At 37.6% G+C, this 24,213-nt stretch carries 21 protein-coding genes; 14 read left to right on the top strand and 7 right to left on the bottom strand.

Annotated elements, in window-relative coordinates:
- Positions 1-153: 153 nt before the first annotated feature.
- Positions 154-402, top strand: a complete 249-nt coding sequence (locus IGL07_RS10890; protein WP_002356434.1) for a GlsB/YeaQ/YmgE family stress response membrane protein — start codon at positions 154-156, stop codon at positions 400-402.
- A gap of 71 nt (positions 403-473) precedes the next feature.
- On the opposite strand, the gene rlmD is transcribed toward IGL07_RS10890, so the two are convergent.
- The gene (gene rlmD, locus IGL07_RS10885) at positions 474-1,844 is read right to left on the bottom strand and encodes a 23S rRNA (uracil(1939)-C(5))-methyltransferase RlmD (RefSeq protein ID WP_002384079.1); all 1,371 of its coding nucleotides are present in this window, start codon (positions 1,842-1,844) and stop codon (positions 474-476) included.
- Between the two features lie 131 nt (positions 1,845-1,975).
- Here rlmD and recX point away from each other — a divergent pair, with 131 nt between their 5' ends.
- The 4 genes from recX to IGL07_RS10865 all read left to right on the top strand — a co-directional run bounded on the left by recX (position 1,976) and on the right by IGL07_RS10865 (position 5,878).
- On the top strand, positions 1,976-2,776 hold the full coding sequence (gene recX, locus IGL07_RS10880; RefSeq protein ID WP_010817575.1) for a recombination regulator RecX: 801 nt from the start codon (positions 1,976-1,978) through the stop codon (positions 2,774-2,776).
- Complete coding sequence (gene mutY / locus IGL07_RS10875) at positions 2,766-3,950, top strand: A/G-specific adenine glycosylase (RefSeq protein ID WP_010817574.1); 1,185 nt, start codon at positions 2,766-2,768, stop codon at positions 3,948-3,950. The genes recX and mutY overlap by 11 nt, the downstream gene beginning before the upstream one ends.
- Positions 3,951-4,130: 180 nt before the next feature.
- Positions 4,131-5,255 (top strand): LCP family protein, encoded by a 1,125-nt coding sequence (locus IGL07_RS10870; protein WP_002368824.1) that lies wholly within the window; start codon positions 4,131-4,133, stop codon positions 5,253-5,255.
- A 137-nt stretch (positions 5,256-5,392) separates the two neighbouring features.
- Positions 5,393-5,878 (top strand): hypothetical protein, encoded by a 486-nt coding sequence (locus IGL07_RS10865; RefSeq protein ID WP_002356444.1) that lies wholly within the window; start codon positions 5,393-5,395, stop codon positions 5,876-5,878.
- A gap of 44 nt (positions 5,879-5,922) precedes the next feature.
- On the opposite strand, the gene IGL07_RS10860 is transcribed toward IGL07_RS10865, so the two are convergent.
- The 4 genes from IGL07_RS10860 to IGL07_RS10845 form a co-directional block, all read right to left on the bottom strand.
- Positions 5,923-6,447: a GNAT family N-acetyltransferase gene (locus tag IGL07_RS10860; protein WP_002356445.1), complete on the bottom strand. Its 525-nt coding sequence runs from the start codon at positions 6,445-6,447 to the stop codon at positions 5,923-5,925.
- Between the two features lie 16 nt (positions 6,448-6,463).
- On the bottom strand, positions 6,464-7,303 hold the full coding sequence (locus IGL07_RS10855; protein ID WP_002384084.1) for an NUDIX domain-containing protein: 840 nt from the start codon (positions 7,301-7,303) through the stop codon (positions 6,464-6,466).
- 144 nt (positions 7,304-7,447) lie between these two features.
- Positions 7,448-8,635 (bottom strand): toxic anion resistance protein, encoded by a 1,188-nt coding sequence (locus IGL07_RS10850; protein WP_010817573.1) that lies wholly within the window; start codon positions 8,633-8,635, stop codon positions 7,448-7,450.
- 19 nt (positions 8,636-8,654) lie between these two features.
- Positions 8,655-9,335: a 5-bromo-4-chloroindolyl phosphate hydrolysis family protein gene (locus IGL07_RS10845; RefSeq protein ID WP_002356448.1), complete on the bottom strand. Its 681-nt coding sequence runs from the start codon at positions 9,333-9,335 to the stop codon at positions 8,655-8,657.
- Between the two features lie 402 nt (positions 9,336-9,737).
- Between IGL07_RS10845 and IGL07_RS10840 the strand changes: the two genes are divergently transcribed.
- The 3 genes from IGL07_RS10840 to IGL07_RS10830 are packed head-to-tail and all read left to right on the top strand — an operon-like array spanning position 9,738 to position 11,326.
- Positions 9,738-10,322 (top strand): NUDIX domain-containing protein, encoded by a 585-nt coding sequence (locus IGL07_RS10840; RefSeq protein WP_002367189.1) that lies wholly within the window; start codon positions 9,738-9,740, stop codon positions 10,320-10,322.
- Positions 10,319-10,615 (top strand): cell wall synthase accessory phosphoprotein MacP, encoded by a 297-nt coding sequence (gene macP, locus IGL07_RS10835; protein ID WP_002356451.1) that lies wholly within the window; start codon positions 10,319-10,321, stop codon positions 10,613-10,615. Before IGL07_RS10840 ends, macP begins: the two co-directional genes overlap by 4 nt.
- Before the next feature lie 15 nt (positions 10,616-10,630).
- A complete protein-coding gene (locus IGL07_RS10830; protein ID WP_010817572.1) occupies positions 10,631-11,326 on the top strand; it encodes a 5'-methylthioadenosine/adenosylhomocysteine nucleosidase in 696 nt (231 codons plus the stop codon).
- Between the two features lie 66 nt (positions 11,327-11,392).
- Here the strand turns inward: IGL07_RS10830 and IGL07_RS10825 are convergent, their stop codons facing one another.
- Positions 11,393-11,659, bottom strand: a complete 267-nt coding sequence (locus IGL07_RS10825) for a GIY-YIG nuclease family protein (protein WP_002356455.1) — start codon at positions 11,657-11,659, stop codon at positions 11,393-11,395.
- On the bottom strand, positions 11,649-12,383 hold the full coding sequence (locus IGL07_RS10820; RefSeq protein WP_002356457.1) for a tRNA1(Val) (adenine(37)-N6)-methyltransferase: 735 nt from the start codon (positions 12,381-12,383) through the stop codon (positions 11,649-11,651). Before IGL07_RS10820 ends, IGL07_RS10825 begins: the two co-directional genes overlap by 11 nt.
- 188 nt (positions 12,384-12,571) lie before the next feature.
- Between IGL07_RS10820 and IGL07_RS10815 the strand changes: the two genes are divergently transcribed.
- The 6 genes from IGL07_RS10815 to elrA all read left to right on the top strand — a co-directional run bounded on the left by IGL07_RS10815 (position 12,572) and on the right by elrA (position 24,211).
- Positions 12,572-13,198, top strand: coding sequence for a lysophospholipid acyltransferase family protein (locus IGL07_RS10815; RefSeq protein WP_002356461.1), 627 nt, complete (start codon positions 12,572-12,574; stop codon positions 13,196-13,198).
- 51 nt (positions 13,199-13,249) lie between these two features.
- Positions 13,250-14,518 carry an exonuclease SbcCD subunit D gene (locus IGL07_RS10810; RefSeq protein WP_173958990.1) on the top strand — a complete coding sequence of 423 codons (1,269 nt, stop codon included), beginning with the start codon at positions 13,250-13,252 and terminating at the stop codon, positions 14,516-14,518.
- Between the two features lie 4 nt (positions 14,519-14,522).
- Entirely contained in the window at positions 14,523-17,660 is a 3,138-nt protein-coding gene (locus IGL07_RS10805) for an SbcC/MukB-like Walker B domain-containing protein (protein ID WP_010817570.1), read from the top strand.
- Between the two features lie 19 nt (positions 17,661-17,679).
- Positions 17,680-20,877 (top strand): DEAD/DEAH box helicase, encoded by a 3,198-nt coding sequence (locus IGL07_RS10800; RefSeq protein WP_010817569.1) that lies wholly within the window; start codon positions 17,680-17,682, stop codon positions 20,875-20,877.
- A gap of 67 nt (positions 20,878-20,944) precedes the next feature.
- The gene (gene elrR / locus IGL07_RS10795) at positions 20,945-21,850 is read left to right on the top strand and encodes an Rgg family transcriptional regulator ElrR (RefSeq protein ID WP_002385708.1); all 906 of its coding nucleotides are present in this window, start codon (positions 20,945-20,947) and stop codon (positions 21,848-21,850) included.
- Between the two features lie 189 nt (positions 21,851-22,039).
- Complete coding sequence (gene elrA / locus IGL07_RS10790; protein WP_010817568.1) at positions 22,040-24,211, top strand: enterococcal leucine-rich protein ElrA; 2,172 nt, start codon at positions 22,040-22,042, stop codon at positions 24,209-24,211.
- The last annotated feature ends 2 nt before the right edge of the window (positions 24,212-24,213 follow it).

Raw genomic sequence — 24,213 nt, 5'->3', positions numbered from 1 at the left:
TCTCCTGTTCTGAGCTTTTTTAATGAAATTATCAGAAATTATTGCTTTTTTTTCATGGAAACAAGCAAACTATTTTGTTATCTAATAAAAGTAGTCCATAATAGTAACATAGCGAATTATTCGCTAGATAAAGCATTTAGGAGGAATTATTTTATGCATACTTTATGGGTTTTAATCGTTGGTGCTGTTATCGGTGCTATCGCTGGCGCACTTACAAGCAAAGGTCAATCAATGGGTTGGATTGCGAATATCGTTGCCGGTTTAGTTGGTTCATTTATCGGAGAAAAAATCTTAGGTAGCTGGGGTCCTCACGTAGCAGGTATGGCAATTGTGCCATCAATTATTGGGGCAGTAATCTTAGTTGCTGTGGTTTCATTCTTCTTCGGACGAAAAAATAGCTAATTAAGTAAATAATTGTTTAATTAGTTAAAGGCACCAAGTCTCACGAATTTCGTGAAACTTGGTGCCTTTTTTTATTTTCTCGTTAATTTTACGACAACTTCACAACGAGCGGTTTGTGGAAACATATCAACAGATTGTAAATAGTCTACTTGATATACTTTGGCTAATTGAACTAAATCACGTGCTAACGTGGATACATTACAAGAAATATACACCATTTTCTTAGGTGGTTGTTTCAAAAGGGCCGTTAATAATTTACGATCCAAACCAGTCCGTGGGGGATCAACTACAATGGCATCAGGTTTAAAGCCTTCTTTGAACCATTTAGGTAATAAGTCTTCAGCTGTTCCAACAGCATAATGTGTGTTCGTAACACCAAGTCGTTTTGCATTGAATCTAGCATCGTCAATTGCGGCGGGAATGGTATCCATACCACGAACTTGATGCGCTTGTTTCGCTAAACTTAAGCCAATGGTCCCGACGCCACAATAAGCATCAACAACAGTTTCATTTGGTTGTAAATTTAAGGCCTTGATTCCTTCATTATATAAAACTTCCGTTTGTTCTGGATTCAATTGGAAAAATGCTCGCGGCGATAAATCAAAGACAACGTCGTTAATGTGTTCTTCAATGCTTTCTTTGCCCCATAAGTGAAGGGTATCATCACCCATTACTAGAGAGGTTTTTTTATTTTGGACATTTTGCATAATAGAAACAACTTCTGGTAATTGTTCATTAATTGCGCGAACCATTTTTTCTTTTTGTGGAAATTTCTGCGATTGTGTAATGAAAACTACTTGGACTTCGCCAGTTTGGATGCCCACTCGAACCATTAATGTTCGAAAGATACCACTATTTTTACGTTCATCATAAATTGGTAATTGAAAGTCATTCAATAAATCAACTAATGTATTCATCACCTTGGTTGTCGCAGGCTGTTGGACCAAACAGTTATCAATCGGTACTAATTGATGTGAATCAGCTTGATAGAGACCAGCTTCTACTTGGCCATCGATTTGGCGTAATTGGAATTGGGCTTTATTTCGATAATTCCAAGGATTCTCCATCCCAATTGTTTTTCGTAGTTCATAGTTTTGATAATTGGCTGGTTTAAATTTGTTAAGTGCCTGCTTTAATAAATCTTTTTTAAAGTCTAATTGTGCTTTGTAGGCTAAATGTTGTAGTTGGCAGCCGCCACATGTTTCATAGACAGGACAAGGAGGGACCACGCGATCTTTAGCAGCTTTTTTGACAGATTGAAGGGTTCCTTCAGCAAATTTGGGTGTAACATTTGTGATCGTGGCAGTCACTTCTTCTTTCGGTAGCGCCCCAGGAACGAAAATAATTAATTTTTTATAATAGCCGATACCTTCGCCATTAATTCCTAATCGTTTAATTTTTAAAGAAATTTGTTGGCCTTTTTTTACTAGTTGTTGGGTCATATTCTTTCATCCTTTAGTCATCTCACATTTTTCACTTCCTCCCATTTTAGCACATTTTTATTTATTTGGCTTCCAAGGATTCTATGGTATAGTAGAATATATGTTCTGATTTAGAGGGGCAGGAGAATAAGATGACAACAATCACACGAATTAGTAAAGATAAAGGTGAATTTTATCTACTTTGGCTATCTTCAGGCGAAAAACTGCGTGTCTCGGAAGATATTTTAGTACGGCAGCGTCTGCTAAAAGGCCAAGAGTTATCAGATACTTTAATAGAAGAAATAAAAAAAGCCAGTTCTTATGATGTCGGGTTACAAATGGCGATGAATTATTTAAGCTATCAATTACGTTCAAAGAAAGAGATTTTTACTTATTTAAAAGAGAAAGAAATTGTACCTGAAGATCGAGTAAAAATCGTTCAACGTTTAGAAGAGCTGCGGTTGTTGGATGATGCAATTTTTAGTGAAAGTTACGTACGGACAGCTATGCGAACCAGTGATAAAGGACCACGAAATGTGGCACAACAATTAAAGCAAAAAGGCATTAGTGAAGAAGATATTCAGCATGGCTTGACCTTTTATACGTTAGATGAACAACTTAATGTTGCCACAGCAACTGCAGAAAAAGCCATGAAACGCTATCGAACTAAAAGTTTTAAAGATGCACTACAGAAAACGCGTCTGCATCTGATGCAAAAGGGCTTTACAAATGAAATCATTGATCTAGCTTTGGAATCTTTAGCTTTTAAAAAGGACGAAGAACAAGAACAACAAGCGTTAAACAAGGAAGGCGAACGTTTATGGCGTGCCAATCAGCGATTTGATTTTTCTAAAAAAGTCCAAAAAGTCAAACAAAGCTTATTCCAAAAAGGGTTTGACTATGATTTGATTCAGCAATTTATTAGCGAAAAGGAAGTAGAACATGACGAATAAAGAGCCTTGGGAGGCGTGGAGTCCCGCAAAAGTTAGTTTATTCCAGGAAGATTTTTTAGCTTGGTATGAACGAGAAAAACGCAATTTACCTTGGCGAGCGAATACAGATGCATATCGTATTTGGATTTCTGAAATTATGCTACAACAAACTCGCGTAGATACAGTCATTGATTATTTTTATCGATTTATGGAATGGTTTCCGACGATTCAAGATTTAGCGGAAGCGCCAGATGATAAGTTGTTGAAAGCTTGGGAAGGGTTAGGCTACTATTCACGAGCACGTAATTTAAAAGTGGCAGCGCAACAGATTGTTTCAGAATTTGGTGGGAAAATGCCTGATACAATCGAAGATATTCGGAGTTTAAAAGGAATCGGTCCCTATACGGCTGGTGCGATTGGCAGTATTACCTTTAATCTCCCCGAACCAGCAATTGACGGTAACGTCATGCGGGTAGTGAGCCGTTTATTTGAAATTGATGCAGATATTGCAAAAGCGAGTAGTCGTAAAGTATTTGAAGCGGCGATGCTTAAAATCATCGATCGTGAGCGTCCAGGGGATTTTAATCAAGCCTTAATGGATCTAGGCTCAGCCGTCTGCACCCCAACTTCCCCTAAGTGTGAAAGCTGTCCGCTTCAGCAATATTGTGCGGCCTATCAGGCAGATAAAATGACCGCTTATCCAGTCAAATCAAAAAAAGTTAAGCCGAAAGATGTGTATTATGTCGGCACTATTATTGAAAATAAAAAGCAAGAATTTTTATTAGAACAACGACCTGAAACCGGTTTGTTAGCCAATATGTGGCTGTTTCCGATTGAAGAAATTAGCAAAAAACAATTTCAACAATTGCAAAAACTGGCGCAACCAGCAGAAACGGAAAAACAATTAACTTTAGAGTTAGAGCCTGTAACAGAGCCTTTGGTCGCTGAAGAACCTGTCAGCTTTTTTACGGACTATGAAACAGTTGTCTGGCAAAAACGTGCCTTAGGCGAAGTCGTTCATATTTTCAGTCATTTAAAATGGCATATCTTAGTCTTTTATGGCCGAAATACAGGCGAATTAGCCACACTAGAGTCGCAGCGATGGGTAGCAGCACAACAATTTTCGGACTATGTTTTTCCAAAACCACAGCAAAAAATGGTGGAATTGTTCAAAAAAGAACACAAAAATAAATAACAAAAAAGAGAGGCTTTTAAACAAACAAGCCCCTCTTTTTTGTTTCCTCTAGGTTATACCCCTATATAAATTCTGCTATGTTTAGTTTTGAAGGGGACTGGTAAGATAGACTTGTCTCTTGTCTGCTTAGAGGAGTAGTAATGATGGTGGAGACTTTTCAAGAGAGAGGAAGTACAGCCAATGAGTAGGAAGCGAAAAATCAGCTTAATTAGTTTAGTCATCATTTTGTTTTTTGTCACAGTCGGCTCAGCATACTTTGCTGTAGCTGGTAGCTATTTAAAGAAAACAATTGATAAAGGCTATGTTCCCATAAAAAATGATTATACTGAAGCGCAAAATAAAGATAGTCAATCGTTTTTGGTCATGGGTCTAGACAATACAATTGAACGGAAATTAGGCACAACTAGGACTGATGCTATGATGGTGATTACCGTGAATAACAAGACGAAGAAAATAACCTATTTAAGTTTGCCACGGGATAGTTTTGTTCAAATTGATGCAAAAAATTACCAAGGGATGCAACGAATTGAAGCCGCCTATACCTACGATGGACCAACAGCTTCTGTTAACACAGTTGAGAAATTATTGAATATTCCAATCAATCATTACGTTGTGTTTAACTTTTTATCTTTTATTAAGTTAATTGATGCAGTTGGCGGCATAGATGTCAATGTCAAGCAGGCGTTTGATGGTGTCACCAAAGACGGGCCAGGATCCATTCATTTTGATGCAGGGAAACAGCATTTAGATGGTACGAAAGCTTTATCTTATGCCCGTGAAAGACATAGCGATAACGATATTATGCGTGGATTCCGACAACAAGAAATTATTCAAGCAGTTGAAGACAAGTTGAAATCTGGTCAATCAATCATGAAAATAATGGACATTATTGATTCGTTAAATGGAAACATTCAAACTGATGTGGATTCCAATGAATTGACTCATTTAGTCAAAGAAGGCTTGACTTGGACCAATTATGATAAACAACAGCTTTCTTTTGACTGGCGCACTTTTAGTAATGAAGGGCGCAGTATGGTTGAACTATATCCAGATAGTATTGAAAATGTCCGTCATCAATTACGCGTGTCTTTAAATTTAGAAAAGCCAGATGAACGAGATCAAGACGGCTATGTCTTCCATACGAACGGTGAATTTTTATATCAAAGTGATTATACCGTTCAAGATGAAGCAGCTGAGGAAAACGAAATGACTTCCATCAACGGCAATACGTATATTGGTGTTCCTGGCAATACACAGACTGGCCCGTTGCCATCAGTTAAAACGGAAAATGGCTTTATAAAATAATTTATTTTCCAAGTCTAGAAAATCCGAACATAACAGATTAAGTAATCCGCTTACTTATTATTCTTCTAAGGAAAAAACGAAGGATTTTAGCAAGAAAACAGCGTATCATTTGATATAAACCCAACATTCCCTTTATAATGAAAGTAACAAGCAAATTTTTGTTACTTAGAAGGGGAAGGGAGCAAGGAGTTATGTTTAGTTATACAGATACCATTTTGTCAATTATGCAAAGAATTGAAGTATACAACGAAATTTTCAAAGCCATCTCTAAAGAAGTTCAAGAATACGGTTGTAATCAGGCTGCACATCGGAGAGGCCGTGACACTTATATGTTTTGCCGAAATAATGTGAATCGTTTTTTTACAGAAGAAATGATGTTTCGTAAAAATTTAGAGCCGTATTATGATAAAGAAGCAACGAAAATCTTGCTAGAAGGATTAGATACGTATAAAGAAGGAGTATTTTTCTGGTTAGAGGCATTAAGTGAATCTTGCCAAGTGACAGATGAATTGAAATATCAATTAGGAATCCGCCAAAAAGAATCCTCTTATTTATTAATTAATCAAGCTTGTAAAGAAGCCTGTGAGGGCATTCAAAGCGCTCATAGTGTTCATAAGATGTAAAAAGTTAGGGATAGCTGTCAATCTGGCAGTTATCCCTAACTTTTTTATTTCAATATCATCTGATAAGCATAACGTTCGCCATCGTTAACATCTAAAATCACGTCACCTTGATAAACAAAGCCAGCTTTTTTAATCAGGTGCTGCATAGCGAGATTTTGTGGATGTGTATCGATTCGAATATCAGTAGCACCTTGCAAACGAGCGGCTGTAACCAGTGAGCGCAAAAGCACCAAAGCCAGTCCTTGACCTTGAAAGGAACTTTTTAGAGCAACACGATGAATTGCCGTATACGTAGTTTGAGAATGAGGTTGCCAAGAACCATTAAAAATCGCTTCATAAGCAGGATCAATCTCCGAACATAAAACACCAACGCCTGCCAAGGTATCCTCAACCATTAAAATATAGCAAGTTTGCTGGTCGATATCTTTTGCTAAAATTTCTTGATTCGGGCCATCGCCGTTTTGCCATTGGGGAATGCCACTTTTTTGTAAGGTGCGGCGTCCATCTTCAATGATAGCAAGGATGTCAGGCAAATCAGAAGGTTCTGCTTTTCTTAAGTAAACAGTCAAAAAATATTCCCTCCTCTTAGAAACCTGTTGTTGTTTTCAATTGGTAAATTTTTGAAGGGCGGCCAATGCCAACGGGACGTTCACCTAATTCTTCAAAATATTGTGTCATGGCTTTTTTAAAATTTGAATGGTCAATGCTGCGATAATCAACGCCGAGGAACTTCGCAAAAACTTTACGGGCTTCCGTAATGGTGAAATCTTTTCCTAAGACTTGAAGCACTTGCGGTTCATGTTCCATTTTATCAACAACACGATTAAACGCCTTAATTATAATTTCACTATGGTCGAAGGCTAATGTATCTTTACCAAGAGAGGCCGCTGTTTTCAAGTCTAAAGTAATTTCCACATCTTCATGAGATAACGTGATGTGTTGACCATGCCGTTCAAGATTGAACCAATGGACTTCTTTGGCATCGTCGCCAGCAATTAAAGGTTCTTCACCAATAAAGGCTAAATAGCTGACTGTCACGACCCAGCCACGAGGATCTCGATCTGGGCGACTAAAGCTGTGTAATTGTTCAATATTTTCTTGAGAAATCACCACACCAGTTTCCTCTTTTGTTTCTCTTAAAACACTATCTTCAGTAGATTCGTTGCGATTAACAAAACCGCCAGGAAGCGCCCATGAGTTTCTAAAGGGGTGACCTTTACGTTGAATCAGTAAGACTTTCAATTGATCGGCTTCCTTGTTGTAACAAAGAAGAACCATATCAACGGTTAAAGAGGGTTTTTCATATTCAGGTAATTCTTGTTGATGATACCAAGTTAAAAACTCTGCTAAGCTGGCTTGGCGTTCATAATAATTTTTTTCTTCGGCTTTAGAAGCAAATTGTGGCACAATTGCTCCTCCTTTCAAAAAGAAACATGGTTTTCTTTTATTGTATCATTAAGTGGCTGAAATACAATATTCAAGCGTAAAAAGAAAAGCAAGCCTGGGACAAAAATCACTTTGGATTTTTGTCCCAGGCTTGTACTATAAGAAGTTTGTTCTAAACGTTGTTTATTGTGTTAATTCTAATAATTTATTTTTCAAATCTTCTTCCATATGGCCAAGTTCGATTTCGGCAGCTTGGCGTTTTTCTTTTCCTTCTTGTTGAATACGTAATGTTTCTTGGATAGTTTCAATTAAATCATTTTGTGTTTTTTGTAATGTTTCAATATCGACTAGGCCACGTTCGTTTTCTTTTGCTGTTTCAATTGCAGAAATTTTTAGCATTTCTGAATTTTTCTTCAGTAAGTCATTGGTGGTTTCAGAGACTTGGCGTTGAGCAGTCACAGCATCTTTTTGACGGAGTAAGGTCAAGGCGATGACTACTTGGTTTTTCCATAACGGAATCGCTGTATTCACCGATGATTGAATTTTCTCAGCCAAAGCTTGGTTAGTATTTTGGATTAAACGAATTTGTGGGGCTTGTTGAATCGTAATTTGACGAGCCAAGCGTAAATCATGGGTTCTTTTTTCTAAACGGTCTAGGAATTGGTTATAATCATTAACAATTTGGACATCCATTTGATCTCCAGATTCTTCCGCTTTTTTCATGGCTTCAGGAATAATTTGCGTCCGTAATTCTTCTGCTTTTAATTCCCCAGCGGCAATATAGATGTTTAAGGCATCAAAATAATCTTTATTTTTTTGATACAATTGATCTAACATGGCATTATCTTTTAAAAGACCATCTTTTTCATGGGTTAATTTGACAGCAATTTTGTCAATTTGCGCACCAATTTTTTGATATTTGGCGGTAATTTCGTAAACGGATTGTTTGACTTTACCTAACATTTTTTGAATAAAGTTGCCTTCGCCAGCACGTAATTCATTGGGATTGGCTTCATTTAAACGAAACATTAAATCGGTCAGTGAATCACCAACAGGACCAATGTCTTGTGCTTGAACGTGGTTTAACATCGCTTGCGAAAATTCGCCGAGTTTGATTTGGGCATTTGAACCATAGGTAATTACTGCTTGTGAATCTTGGACGTCAATTTTTGAAGCTAACTCTTTTGCTTGGGCTTGACGTTCTTGTGGTAATTTATCAATTAAACGAGGAGCTGCTTGCTGTTCTTTTAACTCAGATAGTTCATTTTGTTGCGTTGGTGTTAGTTCATCCATTGATAAAAATGGATTACTTAATAAATCGTCCAATGTATTGGTTACAGATGTTGTTTCTTTGGGTTGTTGCTCAGTCATTTTTTTTCCTCCCTAATGATTATTGCTGGTCTTCGTTTACTTGAGGTGATTCCTCAGTTGCAGCTTTTTGCGACAAGCTGCTTTTAGCGATCGACATTTCGACATCTAAATCGTCTAAGTCATCGGAAACGATTTCCTCATAATCATTTTTAACTAATTTTGACAATTGGTCAATGATTTGTGCGCTTTCTTCTAATTTTTCATACGTTTGTTTGTTTTTTACTTCATGTTGTTCGATTTCTAAATGCTTACTTGTTAAGTCAACGATATTTGGTAAATGTGTGTAGAGAAAGTGATTGGCTAAGTGTAACTTTTTAGGTTCTTTCACTAACTCTTTAAACAGAGCTTTAGAAACCTTCGTTGTATCATTACGTAAGTCAATCGCCCGTAATTTAGTTGAACGATTCATGTTTTCTTGTAATTGTATGATTTGTTTTTTGGCTGTGCTCATTGTACTTCTGAAAAAATCAATTTCTTGTGGAGATAACCCCAACTCACGATAATGGGCTTCTTTATCTTTCGTTAAGTAAGGCATTTGATCGCTCTTGTCGGCGGCATTTTTCTTTTTTCGATAGAGAACGAATACTAAAAAGCCTACCAGAATCACAAAAGCGAAGAAGCCATATTCTCTAGCAACAGCAATGATTAAGGCTCCTAAAAGAATATAGCCAATCAGTAATTTTGTATTTAATTTGTTCATTTATATAGTTCCTCCTATCTATCTAATCCTCGAAAGAGTCAGCTCTCGTTACAATAGTTATTTTAGCATACTCTGTGAGAGAAAAGACATACAGCGGAAGATGTATTTTATGATTTAGTGAAATCCTAAGAAAAAAAGTATAAAACGCAAAAAAAGACCCGTCCTAATTGGGGGTAGGACGGGAAAGGAGTTAAAAATGAAAAAGTGTTTTGTTAGGGTTGTTTGTTGGTATGCTTAAATAATACAAGGAAGTTGTGAATTTTTTATGTCTATTTTTTTTCGAAAATGTAATTTTTTTCTAAAGCAATAAATTTTTTTCTTTGAAAAGGGTTTAACTAGAGAAGAAGGGGTGCGATTTTTATCATTTTAGGGTATGATAAACAAGAAAGGTTGGTGAAAGATATGTTAAATTATGAGGACTTCGAAGAAAAAACACTTCAACGTCGAGAAATTTTTAAAGGAAAGATTATTGATGTTTTTTTGGATGACGTGGCTTTACCGACAGGCGGCACTGCTAAACGCGAATTGGTTTTTCATTCAGGTGCAGTAGCTATGATTCCGTTAACCGCAGAAGGAAAAATCGTCTTAGTTAAACAATTTAGAAAACCCTTGGAACAAGTAATTTTAGAAATTCCGGCGGGAAAAATTGATCCTGGAGAAGAAAATCAATTGGAAATGACGGCTATGCGGGAATTAGAAGAAGAAACTGGGTATCGTGCAGGTCAGCTCACCTACATAAATTCAATGTATCTGTCACCAGGATTTGCTAATGAAAAATTGGCTCTCTATTTGGCAACGGATTTGCAGAAAGTCGAAAATCCGCGTCCTCAAGATGAAGATGAAATCTTGGAACTTTACGAGCTAACAATAGCTGAAGCCAAAGCAGAAGTGGCAAAGGGCACGATTTGTGATGCCAAAACACTTTTTGCTATACAATACTGGGAATTGTATTTACTGCAGAGACAGTTTAAGGAGGACACGCAATGAGCAAAGGTCCGTTAGTCACTCGGACAGAACTTCGCAAACGCAGAGAAGCAGAAGAAAAAGAAGCGGAACGTCGTCAGCAGGAAGAGCAGAAGCTGGCGGAAAAAGCGTATAAGCGAAAAGAAAAAGAAATTTCGACGTTTTATCGTAAAGAAAAGAAAAAACAAAAACCGATTAACAAGTCGCGAGTAGGAGAATACTCGAAGCGTCGAGAACGGAGTACTTGGTTAAACAAGGCAATTATTATTGTAGCGATTTTATTAGCCGTTGTGGCATATATCGTTTTGAATTTATAGAAAAGAGGAATCACTATGAAAATTGGAATTATTGGAGCAATGGATCAAGAGGTCAAAATTCTAAAAGAAAAATTGACAGACACGATGTCATGGGAACGAGCAGGCGCTTTATTTGTTTCTGGTTCGTTAGGAAGACACGAGGTGATTGTGGTTCGTTCAGGAATTGGTAAAGTGGCCTCAGCTGTGACCACGACTTTATTGATTCATCAATATGGCGTAAATATGGTGATTAATACAGGTTCTGCTGGTGGTATCGGTGAAGGACTAAAAGTCGGCGATTTAGTCATTGCAGACAAATTAGCTTACTTTGATGTTGATGTCACTGGTTTTGGTTATGCCTATGGACAATTGCCTGGTGGTGTGCCTTTGTATTTTGAAACAAGTGAATACTTGCGGATGGAAATTGCGAAAGCCGCTGAAAAAACTGGTTTAGCTATTCGTAAAGGATTGATTGTTACTGGAGATACTTTTGTGGACAGCGCTGAGAAAATCGCCAAAATTAAGAAAGAGTTTCCTGAAGCCTTAGCTTGTGAAATGGAAGGCGCAGCAATTGGCCAAGCCGCTTCACAGTTCAATATTCCATTCTTAGTTGTACGGGCAATGAGTGATACAGCAGATGGCGAAGCAACTCAAAGCTTTGACGAATTCATCGATGAAGCTGGGAAAAAATCAGCCGAAATGGTTATTCAATTTGTCGAGAACTTAGTTTAAAAAGAGAAAGAAACAGCCATCATTTCATCAATGAAATGATGGCTGTTTCTTTTTGCTTGTTGTCATTTAATGAAAGGTTTTTAAATACTGTTCTTTTTGTTTGCGCGTTAATTTTTTAAAGGCGGCTTCGGCTTTGGTGGCCGCGCTACGTGTTTCAAATTTCTCTGTATGAATCATTTTGACTGGCCGTCGTTTGGCTAATCGAGTATATTTTGCACCAGTTCCGCTATTATGTTCGGTTAATCGACGTTCTGGCTCAGTTGTATAGCCACCGTAAAAGGAACCATCTTGGCAAAGTAAAACATAAAAATAATGGGATTTCTTATTCTCCATACAGCATAGCCTTCATTTCTGCTTCGTATTCGTTCTTTTCATTGTATGTAAAAAGAGGTGGTAACACACGAAAACCGTCTTTTTTGCCTTGTTTAATGCCTTCAATTAGTAAAACGTTGGCTTCTTTGCCTGGCTTCGGATAAACAAACCGAGCTTTTTTCGGCGCAATATTGGCGTTTTCCATGGCATGTAAAATATCAAGGAAACGATCAGGTCGATGAACCATTGCGAGGCGACCATTTGTTTTTAATAAATCCGCCGACACAGTGACCACTTCTTGAAGAGACGTGTGAATTTCATGACGGGCAATCGCTAAATGCGGGTTTGGATTTTTTTGGCTAGTTGGTCGTTCTTTAAAGTATGGGGGATTACATAGTACTAAATCGACAGAATCTTTTTTGATGACCTCTGTCGCTTGTTTTAAATCACGTTCATACATCGTTACTTGTTTTTCCAATTTATTTAATAGAATACTTCGTTGACCCATATCTGCCAAACGAGGTTGTAATTCGATTTGGTCGATCTTTGCAGCTGTTTTCCGACTAACGAAGAGGCCGACCGCGCCATTGCCAGCACACAAATCGACAATCTTGCCTTTTTTTGGTAGTTGCGGAAAATTAGCCAATAAGACTGCATCAATGGAAAAAGAAAAGACTTCTTTGCTTTGAATAATTTGAATATCATCCGCATATAATTGATCAATCCGTTCGCCGGATAATAACATAGATTAAGAACCTCCAACTTTTCATCTGATTGTTCATGTATTATACTACTTTTAAACCCGTATGACAAAATCTGTTCCCTAGATTAGTAGGGACATGTTATTTCTCTAATTGATAGACGTAAAAAAAGCTTGTCAAAAGGTAGAGCTTTCGGCATACTAGAAAGCGGAGAGAAGAAAGGAAGAAAATTATGTTTTTTACATTTATGCGTGGCGTGGTTCGCGTCATTTTATTTGTGATTAATGGAAATGCACATTATGAAAATAAAGAAAAATTACCAAAAGACCAAAACTATGTCTTAGTTGCGCCGCATCGAACATGGTGGGAACCGCTGTATTTAGCTGTTGCTGGCAGTCCTAAGAAGTTTAGTTTTATGGCAAAAAAAGAGTTGTTTAAAAATCCTGTTTTACGTTTCATTTTAAAACATGCGAATGCGTTTCCGGTGGATCGTGAGAAGCCCGGTCCCAGCGCGATTAAAACACCTGTCAAAATTTTAAAAAATTCTGATTTAAGTTTGATTATGTTCCCTAGTGGCACGCGTCATTCCTCAGAATTAAAAGGCGGGGTAGCCTTGATTGCTAAAATGGGGCGAGTACCTATCGTGCCATCTGTTTATCAAGGTCCGTTAACTTTAAAAGAGTTGTTTAAACGTAAAAAAGTAACGGTTCGTTTTGGGGAGCCAATCGATATTAGCGATATTAAAAAAATGGATAAAGACGGTTTAGCTGAAGTGGAACGTCGGATGCAAGAAGCATTTGATCAGTTAGATAAAGAAATTGATCCAACTTTTAAATATGAATCAACAGAAAAAGAATAAAACGAACCGCTACAGATTAGGAATGTTATTGGCAGGTAGTCTCATCAAAAGATGATGCTCCCTGTCTTTTTTCTTGCGTTAAGAAAAAAGTTTGTTAAAAATCTAATTCTTCTGTCCGATTTTCTTAAAAAATACCAGAAATTTGTTATAATAATAAGAAGGACTTTTTTAGGCGGTGAAAAAATGAAATTTTTACATACAGCAGATTGGCATATTGGCAAAAAATTACATGGTTTTGATTTGTTGGCAGAACAAAGGGAAGCCTTTAAACAAATCTTAGCAATTGCGAAAGAAGAGCAAGTAGATGCTGTTGTGATCGCTGGAGATTTGTATGATCGCTCTGTTCCAGCGGTTGAAGCAGTCGAGATTTTTAATGAAATGATGATTCAAATGAATCTCAAAGAGCATTTCCCCGTGTTAGCTATTTCGGGAAACCATGATAGCAGCACGCGTTTAGAAACAGGAGGCCCTTGGTTTAACCAAACGCAATTTCATTTGAATACGCGTTTAGAACAAGCCTTTCAACCAATTGAAATCGACAATACCCAATTTTATTTGTTGCCTTATTTTGAACCGATTGCGGCTCGCTTATATTTTGAAGATGAAACGATTCGAACGATTCAGGCGGCGATGGAAAAAGTTGTCGCGAAAATGCAGGAATCTTTTCTCCCCAACAAAAAACAAGTGTTAGTTAGTCATTTTTTTGTCGCTGGCAGTGAAAAAACTGATTCTGAAACAAAATTAACAGTGGGTGGTTTGGATGTTGTACCGACGGCTTTGTTAGATCCTTTTGATTACGTCGCGTTGGGCCACTTACATGGAAAAAATGCGTTGCAGGCACCTAATGCTCGATACAGTGGCTCGCCTGTAAAATTTTCTTTATCAGAAATGACACAAGAAAAGGGTGTATGGCTTGTTGAAACAGAAACTGAAGTTCATTTTCAATTCCGTGCTTTGAAACCATTGCGAGACATTCAACAATTGACGGGCTCGTTTCAGCAGTTAACGGATCCCGCTTTTTATCAAGAAGTGAATCGGGAAAATTATTTACATGTCCAATTAACCGACCGAGCGATCATTCCCAACATGATGAATCAATTGCGAAAAATTTACCCCAAAATTATTGGGCTGGAACGTTTGAATGGTCGAGAAACAAGCAGCGGAAATCAGAAAAAAATGGTACAAATAGAACAACGCTCACCAGAAGAACATCTGCATGACTTTTTTTACGATGTGACAGGAGAGGCCCTGACAGAACAACAAGCACAATGGGTCCAAGAAGAACTGAGTACACTTAATCAATTAGAAAGAGGGAAGTAATAGGATGAAACCATTATCTTTAACATTGAAAAACTTCGGACCGTATATTAATGAAACCATTGATTTTACGAAGTTTGAAGATTCTTCACTTTTTCTAATTAGTGGAAAAACAGGGTCTGGGAAAACAACGATTTTTGATGGAATGAGCTATGCTTTGTTTGGTGAAAGTTCTGGAAAATTACGTTTAGGCAAAGAAATGCGTTCCACATTTGCTGACCCCTCAGAAGCCACTGAAGTTACTTTGCTTTTTAAACATAACGAGTATCTCTATGAACTGAACCGCCTTCCCGAACAAGAACTTTTTAAAAAACGTGGCACAGGAGTCCGTAAACAAAGTGCCAAAATTTCTTTAATTGTCAAAGATGCTCAAGGGAAAGAACTACGAGCCTATTCTAAAAGACGCGAAGTGGACGAACTCATTCAAGAATTATTGCATTTGAATGCCAATCAATTTGCTCAAATTGTATTGTTACCACAAGGAGAGTTTCGGACTTTTTTAATTGCTAAAAGTGATGAAAAAGAAAAGGTTTTGCGTAATTTATTCGGAACAGAATTGTATCAGTTGTTCAGCGAAAATTTAAAAGAACGCTTAAAAATTGCCAATCAAGAGATTCAAGAAACCCAGCAAAAAATTGAACTGAAAACAGAACAGTTGCATTGGTCAGAAGAACCTGAACCGACAATGACACTTTTTGAAAAACTTCAATTATTAGAAAGCCAACAACAAGAGGCTCAGCAACAACTATTAGTTGAAAGAGAACAAATTGCAACCTTAAAACAAGCCAAACAAGCAAAAGAGCAAGTTCGTTATGCTATTGAAGAACGACAAAACTTGCAACAGCAAAAAGAAGAATTACTGGAAAAGAAAACAAAACAAGCTGAACAGGAAACCGTCATTGAGCGGCTAAAGGAACAGATTCAGCAATTAAAATGGAGCCAAAAACAGCAATCTTTAGCTGAAAAAGTCTTTGAAAAACGAAGCGAAAAACAACAAAAAGAACAAGAAACAAAGTCCAAACAACAAGCTCTCATGGAAACGCAACAAGCATTGACGGATTGGCAAGCAATCCTGAGTGAGTTGGAAGAACAACAACCATTGATTGCTGAAAAACAAGAACGTCTTCAAACGATTCAACGTCAATTACCACAATACCAAGAATATGAACAGTTAGCCCAACAACAAATAGCAGAACAAGCCAATTATCAAGCTATTCAAAAAGAGTATGAATCTTGCCAACAGGAAAAAATAACATTAGCGGATAAAGTGGCGACAGCCAAACAATTTATTGAACAAGAAGGAACACTTGAAAAAGCAAATTTTGAATGTTCTAGTGTAGCAGATCATTGGCAAAATTTTGTAGAACGTTGGCAAAAAAATCAAAAAGCTTGGCAAAAAATTAGTCAAAACCAAGTGGAATTGCACGAGTTGACACAACGGTTTGCTGTTGAACAGCAACAAAAAAGCGCCGAAGAAGCGAAGTTGCAGACAAAGAAAAGTCAATGGGCCTCTTTACAAATCCAACGATTAAGCTTGTTACTTGAAGAGGGGGAACCTTGCCCAGTTTGTGGCTCTTTAGAACATCCAAAGCAACAAACTCATCAAGAAGTTTCCTTAGAAGAGATTGATCAAGCGGAACGGGAATTAACGGAAGTTGAAAAAACGGTTCAACGATTTACTGAAACGCTCTCTGCATTAGGGGCGGAAAAGCAACAGAAAGAAAGCCAATTACAAGAACAGGAAGCTGCGTATACTGAGGAACAAGAACAATTAGCAGCGCAGTTTGCTGACTTGCAGTTGCCGTTAACAGGACTAACTTTTTCACAAGTAACACCTGCAGAAATTGCGGAAGTTGAGTCGCAATTAGCTAAAGAAAAACAACAAATAGCACAAAAACTAACGGAAATTTCAGTCGAAAAGGACCGTCTGGCGGAACTAGAAGAACAAGTAGCTGAAAATTCCCAACGCTTTGAAGTGCTCCGACAACAAGTAGAAACAATGCAACAAAGTCTGGAAAGAATCACTATCCAGCAGCAAATGATTGCTAGCCAATTATTGGATGCAACCGTCACATACGAAGAAATGACCAAACAACAAGCTTTGCTTCAAGAAGAACTCTCTGCATTTGAACGTCAAAAAGAAAACGTGACGACACAAGGAGAAACCTTGAAGAAAGAAGAAATGATCCTTGAAAGTACGTTGACGCATTTGGAGAAAGAACAACAAACACTTCAACAAACAGTCGCGCAACTTGAGAGTCAGTTAAAGGCAGTTTTAACGGAACAAGGCGTGACAGAGGACCAATTGACGGAGTGGTTGAAAGAGGTACCGACACTAGAAAGTCAGCAAGAACAAATTGCTTTATTTGAACAAGAGCAAACCCAACTGACTATCCAACTCGCTGAAATTGAGAAAAAATTATCTAGTGATACGTTCCCAGAATTATCTTTAATCACCACAGAAATTGAACAAATAATACAACAAATTGAAGAGCAAGAAAAAAAATACTATCAACTGCATGAAAAAATGTTGAACAACCAACAGTTGGTTCAAGAAATTAATGCGCAAAGAACAACAATTGAAGACAAGTTTGAGGAAGTTACTGCACTTCAACAGTTGGCAGATACGGTGAATGGCAATAATCCTAAAAAAATTAGTTTTGAACGGTATATGTTACAAACGTATTTAGAAAGAGTGCTGACAGTCGCTAATCAGCGTTTAGACCGCCTGACCAATAGTCGTTATCAATTTGAATTGAATCACGAAGCAGGTAGTTATCGGAATCAAACGGGGCTAGAAATCAATATTTATGATGACAATTCAGGGACGGTGCGCAGCGCTCACACGTTATCAGGCGGGGAAAGTTTTATAGCAGCGTTAGCGTTGGCACTTTCTTTAGCAGAAGTGATTCAAGAACAAGCAGGCGGAGTCTTAATTGATGCGTTGTTTATTGATGAAGGCTTTGGTTCCTTAGATGAAGAAGCATTGGAAATGGCAATGGAGGCGTTAGAAACGATTGAAAATGAAGGCCGCATGATTGGGATTATTAGTCATATTGGCGAATTAAAAGCACGAATTCCACAACAATTACAAATAAAAAGCAATGGGAATGGTCAAAGTACCGTTCACTATCAGCTAGCTTAGTAGAAGAGGAGGTGAGTCGATGAAATGGAGTATTCCAGAGCGAATCGTTGAACAAGGACGCGAATATATGCAAGAAGGCCGGGTCTTATCTATCGTTCAAAATCCAGAAAAAAGGATCTGGTTGTCTGAGGTTTTAGGGGAAGAACTTTATCTTGTTGAATTGGATGGTACCGCCAAAGAACAAGATGTTTGTGAATGTCAATATTGGATGGAACATGGCTATTGCAAGCATACAGTGGCTGTTGAACTGGCACTGAAACAACGAGGCGTGTCAAGAATTATTCAAGCGAATCAAACAGTCAGTTTTGAGAAAACAAATCGATCAACAGCTGAAATGTTTACCAAAGGCTTTGCCAAATTAAGCAAAGCTTCTGCCGAAGTTCCCTTGCAGCCTTTACGTTTAGAATTTCATTTAGATGTGATCGAAACGAATAATTACTATCCAGAATTATCAACGATTGGTCTTTCTTTAAAAATTGGTTTGGAAGGCACCAAACCTAAAACATATATTGTGAAAAATATTGGTGATTTTTTACAAGCATATGAAAAAGAAATGACTTTTATGGTGAATAAGCAACACCAATTTACTTTGCTACATGATTCTTTTTCAATGGAGATTCAAGCAATTTTAACAGAACTTGCGGCAATTTATCATACCAGCCAATTATTAGGTGCAAACGGTATTCAAGTTAAAGGGAAAATCGACAAACGTTATCTATTATTACCAATTGATCGCAGTCAATCGTTAGTTGAAAAAATGAATCGAACGGGTCAGTTTATATTAACCAATCAAACTCATAAGTATCGCTATCTAACGTTCAAAGAAACCAGTTTGCCACTTACGTTTACAGTGCAAAAAACCGAGGAACAAAGCTTCAAATTAACTATTCAGAATCCTATTACAACGTTTCTAGCCCACTATCACTGGGCGATTGCGGATCAAACGGTTTATTTACTAACAGAAGAGCAGGAAGCCATCTACACCACGTTACTTCAATTAATGAAACGCTTGGAAGAGCCGTCCATTATTTATGAAAAAGAAACAGTTTCTGATTTATTTAGTGAAGTGTTACCATTATTGGAAAAAATTGGTCGAGTGTCTGTTGAAGAATCAGTTGAAGAATTAGTCGTCCATCATCCTTTAAAAGCAGTCTTTATTTTTAAGAAAATTAAAGGTCGGATTAACGCTCGGATTGACTATCACTATGGAGAAGTCATTTTCTCGACAAACCCGAAATATGCTCAATTACCTGAAGTCAATCAAGAAATCGTTCGAGATAAAGCAAAAGAAACAGCAATTAAGCAGCAATTTCAACAGTTTGCCTATCAGCAAACAACCACAGGCTTTGAAAAAGTCTTACCTGCTGGGGAGTCCTTGTATTATTTCTTTAAAGCCGAAGTACCAGCTTTCCGTCAATTAGGAGAAGTTCGGATGGGACGGAAATTACGGGAATTGTATTTAGATGCCCAGCATCATCAACCAACGATTGAAGTTGCGGAAGGGGATTCTTGGTTAGATATTCGGTTTGATGTCACTGGCATTGATGAAACCGAAATTGATGCAGTATTGACTAGTCTGCTACGTAATGATGCTTTTTATACGTTAAAAAGTGGTGAAATTCTTGCTTTTGATTCAGAGGAATTTTTCCATACAAGTGCAATTTTAACGAAGCTGCGAAAAAATATGCATCAAGAAGACAATGTCATTCATGTGCCCAAAAACCAAGGCCTCATGATCGAAAGTTTATTAGAAGACAACGAGCGGGCACATTTTTCAGATTCCTTTAAAAAAATGGTCACGGATTTAACGCATCCAGAAAACTTTGAAGCGCAAGTCCCCAAAACCTTACAAGCAACGTTACGCCATTACCAAGAAACAGGGTATAAATGGCTGAAAATGCTTAGCCATTATCAATTTGGCGGTATTTTAGCTGATGAAATGGGTTTAGGGAAGACACTGCAAACCATTACCTATTTACTTTCGGAAAAAGAAGAAGAGCGCTTGAAAGGGACAGCTTTGATTGTCGCTCCTGCAAGTTTAACCTATAACTGGTTAGCCGAAGTCAAACGTTTTGCGCCAACCTTAAATGTTCAAGTGGTTTCTGGCAATCGCCAAGAACGAGCAGCGCTTTTACAAAATAGCACCGAAGATATTCTGATTACTTCTTATGCAAGTATGCGACAAGATGTTCAGCTTTATCAGGAAATGAGTGTCGGCTATTTGATTCTAGATGAGGCTCAAATGGTTAAAAATAGTGGGACTAAAACGGCGCAAGCCTTAAAAAGTTTAAAAGTACCGCAACGTTTTGCATTAAGTGGCACACCAATTGAAAATAATTTAGATGAACTGTGGTCAATTTTCCAAATGATCTTACCGGGATTGTTCCCAGGCAAAAAAGCCTTTCGAGAAATTAAGCCGGAAGAAATTGCCAAAATGGTTCAACCATTCATTTTACGACGAGACAAGAAAACGGTGCTTGCAGACTTACCAGAAAAAATTGAAAATAATATGTACAGTGTCTTAACAGAAGAACAAAAAACGGTTTATTTGGCCTATCTAAAACAAATGCAAGCAGATGTTAGTCAAATGGATCAGGCGACCTTCAAGAAAAATCGCATGAGTATTTTAGCAGGCTTGACCCGTTTACGACAAATCTGTTGCGATCCGCGTTTGTTTATTGAGGATTACACGGGAGGTTCTGGCAAAGTGGAACAAGTCAAAGACTTTTTAGTGGCTGCCAAAGAAAACAATCGTCGTGTCCTATTATTTTCTCAGTTCACAAGTATGCTTTCTATCTTAGAAAAAGAATTGAATGAATTAGGTTTAGAGACGTTCTATTTACGAGGAAGTACGAAGCCTCAAGATCGGTTAACGATGGCGAATGCCTTCAATGAAGGAGAAAAAGATGTCTTCTTAATTTCATTGAAAGCAGGGGGAACCGGACTAAATTTAACTGGTGCAGATACAGTTATTTTATACGATTTATGGTGGAATCCCGCAGTCGAAGAACAAGCGGCTGGTCGGGCACACCGCATGGGACAAAAAAAGGTTGTTGAAGTGTGGCGGATGATTGCAGAAGGAACGGTTGAAGAAAAAATGAATTCCTTACAGCAAGAGAAACGCGAGCTGTTCCAAAAAGTGATTCAAGGAAATGAAGAGCAATTAGCGAAAATGACGGAAGAAGATATTCGCACAATTTTAAGCATTGGAGAATAGCCGTTCAACTTAGTTGCTATCTTATTTAAAGAGAAATGGAGTAATTCGTTTGAAACAAAAAGAATATATGGAATATCGGCCGCTAGGTGAAGAAATTGAACGGATTCGTAAAGGGAAAAATATTCCTCTGCGTGTCTTTGATGAAAATGGTGTTTCTAGTCGAAGTTATCAACGCTTTGTCCAAGGAAATAGTGAATTGCGTATTTCGGATTTAGCCATTATTGTGGAAATCTTGTCTATTTCGCCGATGGAAATGACAGAAAAATTAACGCCAATGTCCAAAACAGTTTTAGCTAAGGAGCAGTTTAATCAAGCAATCTTTAGTAAAAATTTTCAAGAAAGTAGTCGAATCGTTGCAGATTATCGGGCGTATTATGAGAAATCGTCTTTTGCTTTAGGAAAGCAAGAAGTAATGTATTCGATGTTGGCGTTGGAATATCTTTTTAACCCTCAAACGGTTGTGACAAAAGAGGAAATTATTGCATTAGAAAATCAGATTCTGGAACGATTAATTAATGCCGATGTGTATACTATTTTTAATTTGAAATTTTTAGCATTACAAAAAAACGTTGGCTTGCAGCCGTTTCCAACTTCGTTACTTTTTCGTGTACTACAATCTGTCAATGAGCGGGAAATTATTGATATTCGCTCGCTAGAAATTATCGAGCAAGTAATTATTGATTTTTTATTTGCGGCGATTGTCAGCCAAAATGTTCCCCATATTCTTCATGTATTAAGCATGTTTAAAGAATATGAAGTGGGTGAAAATAACTGGCGAATGATCCTCTGGAAAAAAATAGCAGAAAAAATAGAAATGATTTTAACCAATGAAGAAATATTCGCAGATTGGTCAATCTTTAAAGAACAGATCCTTTTATCTATCACATTGTTTTTACCAAAAGCCAAACAAGAATTTTTTGCTGGGCAATTGGAAAAAATAGAGGATAGTTTAAAAGAAATAAAAGAAAACTAGGCATAATTGAGAATTTGTCATAATAAATTCTGGTTGTGTTTAGCGACAAAGAGCGCCAAATAGGGATAGAAAACCCTATTTGGTGCTCTTTGTCTTGCCTATACAAGTTTATTTGGACAGTTTGTCGTAATTGAACCCATTTTCAGTTGATATTCACTATAATTAAGGAAATATCAGGAGGTGAAGTTTATGAAAAAAATGTGCATCTCCGCAGTTAGTGCCTTACTTTTGGCTAATAGTTTGCTACTTCCTGTAACAACTTTCGCCGAAACGTCCGAAACAATCGCATCCTCCAGTGAAGAAAATGTTTCATCTGTTTCAGAAGAAAAGATTCCAGAAACTTCATCAGCAGAAGAGCAAAACTCAGCAACCAGTAGTTCGGAGATTCCCCAATCAGAAGAGTTAACGACTGTTGAAACAAGTGAAGAGCCGCCAAATGAAGCACTAGCGATAACGGAAGCACAACTGATGATGCCCCAATTATACGCAGGTGCTGTCTTAGATAAAGCGACGCCTATCAGTACACTATTTCCTGATCCAGCCTTTGCGGAAAATATCAGAAAACAGTTAAGCAAATCTCGGACCTCTAATACTGTCACCCAAGCAGAATTGGATAAACTGAATAAAGTTATTTTAGAAAATGTCGTTGTTTCTAATGTGGAAGGAGTTCAATACCTAAGAAACTTAGAAGAATTATCTTTTCAAGATTCACTCAATGTAACAGATTTGAGTCCTTTTGCTAAAGGTGAATTTAAGCTATTACGTTTTTTATATATGAGAAACAATAAAATAGCTGATCTTAGTCCGTTAGGTCAAGCAGGATTAATTAGTTTAGAAGGCTTGTATGTTGAGAACAATCAATTAACGACATTAAATGGACTTGAAGGAATGCCTGCTTTAAAAAATTTAAGTATCCAAAATACGACAGATCATCCGTCAAAAATCACGCCGAATAATCGAGTGACTTCCTTCGACCCGCTTCGTTCTCTCCGTAATTTAGAAACCATTTGGGCTGCCAACAATCAGATTGCTACTTTAGATGGGCTTACGGAAGCAAATAACCTACTCCGTCTTTATGTGGAAAATAATCAATTAAAAACAATTGCGCCCTTGGCGAATAAACAACGTCTAGAAGAGTTGAGTATTATGAATCAAACGATTACTAGTCTGGAAGCTTTAAGCACTGTTCCTAATCTGCGTGTACTGTATGCAAGAAACAATCAAATTTCTTCCTTGGCACCGTTAGAGAAAACACTCAATCTAACAGTTTTAGATGTGGGAGAAAATCAAATTTCAGATATCAGTCCGTTAAAAGGCTTAACGGCCATTACAGGGTTAGATGTATCTAATCAAATGATTATCTTATCTTCTGTCGATTATATTGCTGGGAAACCCCTGCAATTAAAAAATAAGGTGGTATCTCGTGATGGTCAACTATTTCCACCGCTGACGATTAGCCCTTATGGAAGTTACGATGCTACAAAAGGACTGTTTGAATGGAATTTACCCAAAGCTCATGAAGGTGTTTCTTATATCTGGGAATCAACGGATAAAGCATACTTGGGGAATTTTTCTGGAACGGTCGTCCAACCTGTCAAAGAAGTTTTCTTAAGTGAAACGAAACTATCTTGGTCAAAAGAGCGTATAGAAAAGTCGTTGGAAAAAACAATCGATATTGATGACTTTCAAAAAACAGCCCTGCCTTTTTATTGGCAAGATGTCGATGCTGGGAATAGATTACAATTTATTGTCAAAAAAGAGGGCCAAGAAATCCAGAAATTAGCAGATGAAACAACCACTAATTCTAAAACATTTAAGGAAAAAGCCTTGTTATTACCAGAACTAACTTATGGAAAACAGCAGTTGGTCGTGGAAGTCTATGATAAAGGCTACAAGATTGATGAATTAGCGCTAACAGTCACTGTGGTTGGCTCTGTCAGGTTCAAAACGGTACCAACAGCGATTTCCTTTGGGAATGAGCTGCAAATCGCTAGTAGTACGACCCAATATCCAATTGTTTCCATGGATCAACCATTAGTGATACGAGATACTCGTCAAACGGGGAATAATTGGTCGCTTGCACTAACCGTTACTTCTGATTTCAAATCTGAATCAGGTGCTACATTGCCAAATGTTTTAAAATTTAGAACCAACCATCGCTTACAGGACATTCCAGAAGGCCAATCGATTCTTGTTCACAACCAAGTCAATGGACACCAAGAAACAAATATTTCTGATCAATGGAAAGAAAATGACCAAGAGTTGTTATTATCTGTTCCTGGAGGGACGGCCAAAGCAGAAGAATACGAAGCAAAACTAACTTGGCACTTGATGGACGTACCTGATGGCAGTGCAAAATAGGG

Source organism: Enterococcus sp. DIV1368f (assembly GCF_051712245.1).
GTDB classification, from domain to species: Bacteria; Bacillota; Bacilli; order Lactobacillales; family Enterococcaceae; genus Enterococcus; species Enterococcus faecalis.
This window is presented reverse-complemented; position numbering and strand designations above follow the sequence as displayed.

Excerpts from the sequence above, each read along its gene's own strand:
- IGL07_RS10890 (WP_002356434.1), top strand. The coding sequence starts at position 154 with ATGCATACTTTATGGGTTTTAATCGTTGGTGCTGTTATCGGTGCTATC.
- rlmD (WP_002384079.1), bottom strand. The coding sequence starts at position 1,844 with ATGACCCAACAACTAGTAAAAAAAGGCCAACAAATTTCTTTAAAAATT.
- recX (WP_010817575.1), top strand. The coding sequence starts at position 1,976 with ATGACAACAATCACACGAATTAGTAAAGATAAAGGTGAATTTTATCTA.
- mutY (WP_010817574.1), top strand. The coding sequence starts at position 2,766 with ATGACGAATAAAGAGCCTTGGGAGGCGTGGAGTCCCGCAAAAGTTAGT.
- IGL07_RS10870 (WP_002368824.1), top strand. The coding sequence starts at position 4,131 with ATGAGTAGGAAGCGAAAAATCAGCTTAATTAGTTTAGTCATCATTTTG.
- IGL07_RS10865 (WP_002356444.1), top strand. The coding sequence starts at position 5,393 with ATGAAAGTAACAAGCAAATTTTTGTTACTTAGAAGGGGAAGGGAGCAA.
- IGL07_RS10850 (WP_010817573.1), bottom strand. The coding sequence starts at position 8,635 with ATGACTGAGCAACAACCCAAAGAAACAACATCTGTAACCAATACATTG.
- IGL07_RS10845 (WP_002356448.1), bottom strand. The coding sequence starts at position 9,335 with ATGAACAAATTAAATACAAAATTACTGATTGGCTATATTCTTTTAGGA.
- IGL07_RS10840 (WP_002367189.1), top strand. The coding sequence starts at position 9,738 with ATGTTAAATTATGAGGACTTCGAAGAAAAAACACTTCAACGTCGAGAA.
- macP (WP_002356451.1), top strand. The coding sequence starts at position 10,319 with ATGAGCAAAGGTCCGTTAGTCACTCGGACAGAACTTCGCAAACGCAGA.
- IGL07_RS10830 (WP_010817572.1), top strand. The coding sequence starts at position 10,631 with ATGAAAATTGGAATTATTGGAGCAATGGATCAAGAGGTCAAAATTCTA.
- IGL07_RS10825 (WP_002356455.1), bottom strand. The coding sequence starts at position 11,659 with ATGGAGAATAAGAAATCCCATTATTTTTATGTTTTACTTTGCCAAGAT.
- IGL07_RS10820 (WP_002356457.1), bottom strand. The coding sequence starts at position 12,383 with ATGTTATTATCCGGCGAACGGATTGATCAATTATATGCGGATGATATT.
- IGL07_RS10815 (WP_002356461.1), top strand. The coding sequence starts at position 12,572 with ATGTTTTTTACATTTATGCGTGGCGTGGTTCGCGTCATTTTATTTGTG.
- IGL07_RS10810 (WP_173958990.1), top strand. The coding sequence starts at position 13,250 with ATGATGCTCCCTGTCTTTTTTCTTGCGTTAAGAAAAAAGTTTGTTAAA.
- IGL07_RS10805 (WP_010817570.1), top strand. The coding sequence starts at position 14,523 with ATGAAACCATTATCTTTAACATTGAAAAACTTCGGACCGTATATTAAT.
- IGL07_RS10800 (WP_010817569.1), top strand. The coding sequence starts at position 17,680 with ATGAAATGGAGTATTCCAGAGCGAATCGTTGAACAAGGACGCGAATAT.
- elrR (WP_002385708.1), top strand. The coding sequence starts at position 20,945 with ATGGAATATCGGCCGCTAGGTGAAGAAATTGAACGGATTCGTAAAGGG.
- elrA (WP_010817568.1), top strand. The coding sequence starts at position 22,040 with ATGAAAAAAATGTGCATCTCCGCAGTTAGTGCCTTACTTTTGGCTAAT.